This is a genomic window from Bacillus sp. 05T31, assembly GCF_056396725.1.
Map to the genome: position 1 here is coordinate 1 of NZ_JBFTMA010000204.1, position 6,239 is coordinate 6,239.

The 6,239-nt window shown below is 35.1% G+C and carries 6 protein-coding genes; all 6 read right to left on the minus strand.

The window, feature by feature from the left end; all coding sequences use genetic code 11:
* Positions 1-487 (minus strand): branched-chain amino acid ABC transporter permease (locus AC1DJR_RS14130; RefSeq protein WP_477002849.1); only part of this gene is annotated, 487 nt, incomplete at its 3' end.
* A 21-nt stretch (positions 488-508) separates the two neighbouring features.
* Positions 509-1,210, minus strand: a complete 702-nt coding sequence (locus tag AC1DJR_RS14135; protein WP_477002850.1) for a branched-chain amino acid ABC transporter ATP-binding protein — start codon at positions 1,208-1,210, stop codon at positions 509-511.
* Complete coding sequence (locus AC1DJR_RS14140) at positions 1,188-1,961, minus strand: ABC transporter ATP-binding protein (protein WP_131245768.1); 774 nt, start codon at positions 1,959-1,961, stop codon at positions 1,188-1,190. Before AC1DJR_RS14140 ends, AC1DJR_RS14135 begins: the two co-directional genes overlap by 23 nt.
* A gap of 89 nt (positions 1,962-2,050) precedes the next feature.
* On the minus strand, positions 2,051-3,268 hold the full coding sequence (locus AC1DJR_RS14145; protein WP_429688184.1) for a substrate-binding domain-containing protein: 1,218 nt from the start codon (positions 3,266-3,268) through the stop codon (positions 2,051-2,053).
* A 298-nt stretch (positions 3,269-3,566) separates the two neighbouring features.
* Positions 3,567-4,484, minus strand: a complete 918-nt coding sequence (locus tag AC1DJR_RS14150; RefSeq protein WP_429688216.1) for a CobW family GTP-binding protein — start codon at positions 4,482-4,484, stop codon at positions 3,567-3,569.
* A 117-nt stretch (positions 4,485-4,601) separates the two neighbouring features.
* Positions 4,602-6,038: a flavin monoamine oxidase family protein gene (locus AC1DJR_RS14155; protein ID WP_477002851.1), complete on the minus strand. Its 1,437-nt coding sequence runs from the start codon at positions 6,036-6,038 to the stop codon at positions 4,602-4,604.
* Positions 6,039-6,239 lie beyond the last annotated feature (201 nt).

A 6,239-nucleotide genomic window follows, 5' to 3' on the forward strand; every position in this document is an offset into this window, starting at 1 on the left:
TCTTTGTTTTTTTCAGCAGCAATAGTAAAGCGATGTAAATTAGTATCCCAACTAAAATAACGAATAGGCGATATTTTATTAAGATAACTCCTCCAAATGTAAAACTTCCTTGAAGCCATAACGGTAATTTTGCAGCAATTGGATTAGGACCCCAAAATATTTTGATGCACTCGCTAAGAACGAGCATTCCTCCGAGTGTCACGAGAAGCTGCCGCACATGGTTTCCATACACTGGTCTAATAAGAAATCTTTCTAAAATGAAACCGAGGAACATACCCGTAGCGACTGCCCCAATTAGCGCTAATAAATAACTATCTGTCATATTAAATAACCAAACGCCTGTAAATGCTCCCCATGCAAATAAACCGCCATGCGCAAAATTTAGTACGCTCATTAAACCGAAAATAAGTGAWAGACCWGACGCTAATAAAAAAATGAGCATCCCTGTTGAAATCCCATTTACAAATAAATTGATTAACACATCCATCCTTCTCACCCCGGATTCATGTTAAGAGATTCCTAAATATTTGTGACACATTTCCTTATCCTCTTTTAATTCATGCATAAAACCGTTATGAACAATTCTTCCGTTATCCATAATATAAAAGTAATCACCAATTTGACTAGCCATCATAAAGTTTTGTTCAACGAGTAAAACTGTTGTTTTCTCTTTCATTTTCAAAATGGCTATCATTAATTTTTCTATCATAATGGGCGACAAGCCTTTACTCGGCTCATCAATAAGTAATAAACCATCACTATTAATAAATGCTCTTGAAATTGCTARCATTTGCTTTTGCCCTCCGCTTAAGAGTCCGCTTTTTTTATGCCAAAATTGCTTTAAATCTGGAAATAATTCAAGCATCCAGTCTATTTTTTCTTCCGCTTCTTCTCCCTYCCCCCTAGCAAGAGCGAATGTTTCTTCTACTGTCAGGTCGTGAAAAATACCTTGATTTTCTGGTACATACCCTATTCCTTTCCTTGAAATTAAATGTGTAGATAATCCATTTACTTGTGTACTATCATAATAAATTTCACCATGTGCGATATGGTGAAATCCCATAACCGAACGTAATGTCGTAGTCTTCCCTGCCCCATTTCTTCCAAACAGTACAGTAATCGTTCCTTTCTCAACAGTAAGAGATACCCCTTGTAAAATATGAAACTGATCTAAATACGTCTCTATATTATTCACTTGTAATAGTGCCACTATATAATCCCCCTAAATAAGCACTTTGTACACGCTCATCTTTCATCATTTCTTCGGGCAAACCTTCAGCCAATAACTCTCCATGGAATAAAACGATAAGATGGTCTGACAAACCTAGTACCATATCCATTTTGTGTTCAATAAGTACAATTGTACTCTCTGGATGTTTCTTAATATTTTCAATCACTTGTAAAATAGCCGGTACCTCCTCAACTGATATACCTGCTGTCGGCTCATCTAGTAGTAATACATCCGTTTTTAATGCTAATAACATAGCAAGCTCTAGCTTTCTTTTTTCTCCGTGAGCTAAGTCTTTAGCTAATACGTCCCCTTTCTCGTGAAGGAGTACTGTCTTCAAAAGACGTCTCGCTTCTCCAGTTTGCTGCTTTAACTTGGCTGCATTCGGAAAGAAACTGTAATAATCCTGAACAAACGATTGAACACTTAGACGCACATTTTCAAGTACTGTTAGCTCTGGAAAAATATTTGTCAACTGAAAAGAACGACCAATGCCCAAGCGCGTTCGATCTGAAATTGATAATTTTGTAATATCCTGCCCTTTAAAATAAACTTCACCTTTCGTCGGAGAAATTTGCCCACTTAATAAATTGAATAGTGTTGTCTTTCCAGCACCATTCGGTCCAATTATTGAAATGAGCTTTCCTTTTTGTACCGTTAAATTAACATCCTTAATAACATGATGATCCCCAAAAGATACACAAAGATTTTTCGTCTCTAACAAATGTGTCATAAAATCCCTCCCACTGAAAGCCATGTTTATGAAAGAAACAAGTATAAAGAGGGTATTCCCTCTTTATAAAAAACAACAGAAAATTCAGTCTATTTATTCTGAATTGATGGTTCTGTCTCTTTCATCGTTAATTCTCTCTCTAACACTGGTACTGGATAATCAACACCATCTTGCTTTTTCAGCGTTATAGAATATAGAGTTTGTAATGCTTGATGATCCTTCTCTCTAAATTTCATCTTTCCTTTCGGTGTCTCAAATTCCATCCCTTCCATTTTCTTAATAAGTGTATCTACATCTGTATCGCCCTTCGTTTTCTTTAAAGATTCGACGATAGAAATTGCCGCTGACATTCCTCCTGCTGTAAACAGATCTGGAACAGCACCATTAAAACGTTTTTTATGTTCTTCTACTAGCCAATCGTTCACCTTATTCTTTGGAAGTGAGTGATAATAAACAGAAAACCCTTGCATCCCTATTAGCGCATCCATCGTTTTTAATGCTGGTATATCAGGTGCACCGGTAGAAATTTTAATTCCTTGCGCTTCCACATTCATATCTTTCAACTGTTTCCATGGTGAATTCGCACCTGCCCAAACGATAAATAAATAATCTGGTTTTGAGCTAATAATATTTTGAATATTTGCAGTGAAATCAGTTGAATTCGTATCCGCGTATTGCTCGTTTACAATATTCGCACCTAATTTCTTTGCTCCCGCTTTAAATGCTGCAATTCCTTCACGACCGAAAGCATTATCTGGAGCAAACGTCGCAATCTTTACATCTTTTTTAGCAATTGAGGCAGCCCCAGCAATCGCATCTTGCGAAGAGTTTCTACCTGTTCTAAAAATATATTTATTCCAGTTCTTCCCGGTAATACTATCAGCAACTGCTGGTTCTACAACCATAATCTTTTTATACTCTTCAGCTAGTGGTAAAACTGCTAATGTATCACTTGAACTAGATGATCCGACTAAAAAATCAACTTTCTCTTCTTCTAATAATTTCGTAGCTTTCTTAACCGCTACATCGGCTTTCGTTTCCGTATCTTCTACAACAAACTTAATCTTCTTCCCTTCCACTTTCCCAGTTCCACCAGTTGCATAATCTAACCCTAATTCAAACCCATTCACTGTTTGTTTTCCATACGATTCTAATGGACCTGTTAACGAAGCAAGAACCCCTACCTTAATCGTTTTTTCATCTTCTGTACTTGTCTTCTTTCCCGAACAAGCTACTGTTACTAATATTGACCCTAAAACACAACCAGTAACCACCGTTCTTAGCCATTTACGTTTTTTCATCGACATTGTGATCCTCCCCATACTTTACTTTCTGATAGAATCAAACACGCCAAATTCCCCTGTCCGTAATCATGACTTTAAAATTGGTAATGGAAAACTCTTGTAGTAACCTCTACATTCGGCACAAATCTATAATCACCTTCCTATTAAATGGAAACGGACATACAATCAATATATATTCCGTTGTTCAAATGAAATTACTGTTTCATTACAGTAATCATCACGCAAAAAGCTGCAAATAATTAACTTAATTCATTAAGTCAATTATTTGCAGCTTACCTAAAAAAATGATTAGAAAAACCGATTAATTATTTTCTACTTTCTCTAACCCTTCAGCCAATTGTTTCTTATCTAGCCCTTCTCCTATTACTACTAAGTTTGTCGGGAAACCGAAGTCTTGTTCCAGTAAAGTCGGTACCCCGAACGAATATTGGAATAGATGCGGGTATTTATCTCCATGGAATTTCACAAATCCTTTTACACGATAAATGCTATCTGGTAAATTCGAAAGCCATTCGTATAATTTGTCTTGATCAATCGATTTCGTAAATTGATACGTCATCGTTTGTATATGTAAATGCTGTTTAACATGAAGTGTCTCGTGTTCTCCTTCTCTCACAAATTCAGCTTCTTCTATATCTTTTAAAGATATATTACAATACTTTGTTTCAAACAATTTCGCATGATTATTTATTGCTTTTACGTCTTCAAATACTTTGTTCTTATCTTCATCTGTTAATAAATCTGATTTATTAATAAGAATATGACTTCCATATTTCATTTGCTCATGTAATAACTGTTGTACATTTGCACTTAATATACTTCGGTTTAACCATCTTACTGCATCTAATACGACTACTATAGATTTCACTTCAAGGAAAGGAGCTAAAATTGGTGATACACATGCATCTAACACTTCAATTGGATGTGCGACACCTGTTGTTTCTATATAAATTACATCTGGTCTTTCTTGTTGATATAAAGAATGTAATTGAATTTCAAGCTCTTCTTTTAACGTACAACAAATACATCCTTTCAGAAGTTCTCTTAACACATTCTCTTTTCCAATAATATCTGTATCTACCGAGTATTCACCGATTTCATTCATCAAAACTGCAACTTTTCGATTTTTCTTCTTTTCTGCTAATAATAAATTTTGCAGCAATGTTGATTTTCCACTACCTAAAAAACCACCTAATATATGAATTTCTACTTTACTCATTCGACCGACCATCCATTTCTCTACTTCAAATTTCTTCAAAGCGTAATTATTACGATTTATACTTATCATTTTATTAAAAGAATACCTATTTGTAAACAAAACTGCTAGATTATCSTTTCATTTTCCATTCACTTCATGAGCAACTCTAATTCCAGACTCGATTGCTCCTTGCATCCATCCATGTGTTAATGTCGTATGTTCTCCTGCAAAGTGCACTCTACCCGCTGGCGGCGTAATATATGGAAACAATTCAAGCTCTTGCCCTGGTTCAAAAGCTGTAAATGCTCCGCAAGAATACGGATTTTGACTCCAGCTAAAAGATTCTCCCGCAACATACTCACTATAAACCACATTTCCATATATTTGCGCTAAATTTTTCAACGCATAACGAATACGTTCTCTATTCGAGAGACTATCCCACGTTAACGCCTCATCTGCCCACGTATAACTCACTAAAACGATAGCCGCCCCTGGTGTATGAATGCCATAGCTCGGATAATATGTAAAGCGGATAGGTAAATCTGTAATTGACTTACCACCATATTGTCCTGCTCTTTCCCAAAATCTACTTTTAAACTCTATCGCAATTTTAGTTGAAGCAATATAATTTAATTCACGAATTGCCCGCCTTTTATAATAAGAGAATAACTGATATGGCTGAACTTCTACAAATCGCAAAGCTGAAAATGGAATTGTAACAATAGCGATGTCACCAGTTACTATAAATGAATTTAACGTTTGTTCATGTGTTACTTGCATCATTACTTTATTATCTTCCTCTATAATTTTTTCTACTTTATACGACATAAAAATATTATCCTTTAGCTCTGGTAAAAATGAATTTGGTAATTTATCCATYCCGCCYGTTATCTCATAATATTTCGTCGTTGAAGTGAAAAAGATYATTTCGCGTAATACTTCAATTAAWGACATTCCCATGTATGCTTCCATATCAAGAAGTACTCCGATCATATCTATTGCCCCATCTGAATAATACTCGGTTAAAAATGAACCGAGCGAATATGTTTTATACTTTTTTTCAACAATAATCCAGTTTTTATCAGGATCTTTCTTAATATAATTAAGTATCGGTTCCAATACCCCTAACATTAACCCTTCTGCTGTTTTCCCTCTTTCTTTATCTAAAACTGGATATCCAAGTACACTTGGATCCTTTTCAAACACATCCAATCTCGTTCTTTTGTTATTCGTATAAATTATATCTGAAGAAGTTTTATTAATAAAAAGGTTTAACGGTAGTTTAAATTTACGAATATAGGATAAAGTTAAATCATGAGTATCCGGAATACGCATAGGACCTGCGTTAAAATATAATCCTGCACTAAATGGTTCCCGAATCGTATACACCCTGCCACCTATTCTGTTATTTGCTTCTATAATCGTTACCTCGTGCCCAGCCTCTTTTAATAAAGATGCTGCAACTAATCCAGACATCCCTGCACCGGCAATTGTAATCCGTTTGGGGTTATTCGTTTTGGCAAGCCCTTCATGAATAATTTGAAGCATTTTTTCCATCGATAATGGATTCCCCATGCCCATTCCCCTTTTATGAAGGATTTTACTGAATTATATTCGTTTAACAGGATTCCTATGTTTCATTCAAGTAATTGAGTGGATACATTTTCAATCACTTGAATATCTTTTATAAAATGTAATAAAATAGATATGAAACTATAGAAGTAAGACGTATTATCTTACATAATAAAATTTATGAAATAGCGAGGAATTTTGAAA